Annotated in this window: 1 rRNA gene; it reads right to left on the reverse strand. The window is 55.4% G+C overall.

Annotated features, from left to right (window positions below):
• Positions 1-49 precede the first annotated feature (49 nt).
• Positions 50-1683, reverse strand: a 16S ribosomal RNA gene (locus ACH6CV_RS18040).
• Positions 1684-1809: the final 126 nt, after the last annotated feature.

Here is a 1809-nt window from a genome sequence, read left to right on the forward strand (position 1 = left end):
GATGTTCGACCTGGGATACGAATGGTGTTACCCATTCATGTCTCCCTAGAAAGGAGGTGATCCAGCCGCACCTTCCGATACGGCTACCTTGTTACGACTTCACCCCAGTCATCGGTCTCACCTTCGGCGGCTGGCTCCTTGCGGTTACCTCACCGACTTCGGGTGCTCCCAACTCCCATGGTGTGACGGGCGGTGTGTACAAGGCCCGGGAACGTATTCACCGCGACATGCTGATTCGCGATTACTAGCAACTCCGACTTCATGTGGGCGGGTTGCAGCCCACAATCCGAACTGAGATGGCTTTTTTGAGATCCGCTTCCCCTTACGGGCTCGCTCCTCTTTGTTGCCACCATTGTAGCACGTGTGTAGCCCAGGTCATAAGGGGCATGATGATTTGACGTCGTCCCCACCTTCCTCCGAGTTGTCCCCGGCAGTCTCGTCAGAGTCCTCGGCTCTACCCGTTAGTAACTGACAATAAGGGTTGCGCTCGTTGCGGGACTTAACCCAACATCTCACGACACGAGCTGACGACAACCATGCACCACCTGTCTTCTCTTGCCCGAAGGCACCCCGTATCTCTACAGGTTTAGATCGATGTCAAGACCTGGTAAGGTTCTTCGCGTTGCTTCGAATTAAACCACATGCTCCGCTGCTTGTGCGGGCCCCCGTCAATTCCTTTGAGTTTCAACCTTGCGGCCGTACTCCCCAGGCGGAATGCTTATTGTGTTTACTCCGGCACAGCAGGGGTCGATACCCGCTACACCTAGCATTCATCGTTTACCGCGTGGACTACCAGGGTATCTAATCCTGTTCGCTCCCCACGCTTTCGCGCCTCAGCGTCAGTTACGGCCCAGTAAGTCGCCTTCGCCACTGGTGTTCCTCCCAATCTCTACGCATTTCACCGCTACACTGGGAATTCCACTTACCTCTTCCGCACTCAAGCTCCTCAGTTTTCAAAGCAATTCCCACCTTGAAAGCAGGACTTTCACTCCAAACTTAAAAAGCCGCCTACGCGCCCTTTACGCCCAGTCATTCCGGACAACGCTCGCCCCCTACGTATTACCGCGGCTGCTGGCACGTAGTTAGCCGGGGCTTCCTCCCATGGTACCGTCACTTCCTTCGTCCCATGGGACAGAGGTTTACAATCCGAAAACCTTCTTCCCTCACGCGGCGTTGCTGGGTCAGGCTTTCGCCCATTGCCCAATATTCCCCACTGCTGCCTCCCGTAGGAGTCTGGACCGTCTCTCAGTTCCAGTGTGGCCGGTCGCCCTCTCAGGCCGGCTACCCATCGTCGCCTTGGTGAGCTGTTACCTCACCAACTAGCTAATGGGACGCGAACTCACCCCAAACCGGATTGCTCCTTTTACCTCATTGCCATGCGACAACGTGGTCTTATGCGGTATTAGCACCTGTTTCCAAGTGTTATCCCCCTGTCTGGGACAGATTGTTCACGCGTTACTCACCCGTCCGCCGCTAGAATATCCTCAGCACTCATTACCGCGTATCCCCCTCATCTCTGATAGGATGGCGATCTCCCCTCGCCTGCGCATGACCTCTCTGGCTTACCCCCAGATCCCTCACGCCCTAACCCGGTAATCAGTGCCAAGCATATCCCCGCTCGACTTGCATGTGTTAAGCACGCCGCCAGCGTTCGTCCTGAGCCAGGATCAAACTCTTGCGTTTAATCCTCTCACTGTCCTCGCAAAACCCGCCAAGGCCTCGCAATTTCAGTGCTTCTAACTCTTCAGAATCTGACTTCTTATTCTCTCTCTCGCTCTCGCTGTGTCGTTTTCAAGGATCGTTCGCGCC

The sequence above is a fragment of the Anaerozeibacter quisquiliarum genome (genome assembly GCF_051162045.1).
GTDB classification, from domain to species: domain Bacteria; phylum Bacillota; class Clostridia; order Christensenellales; family Aristaeellaceae; genus Anaerozeibacter; species Anaerozeibacter quisquiliarum.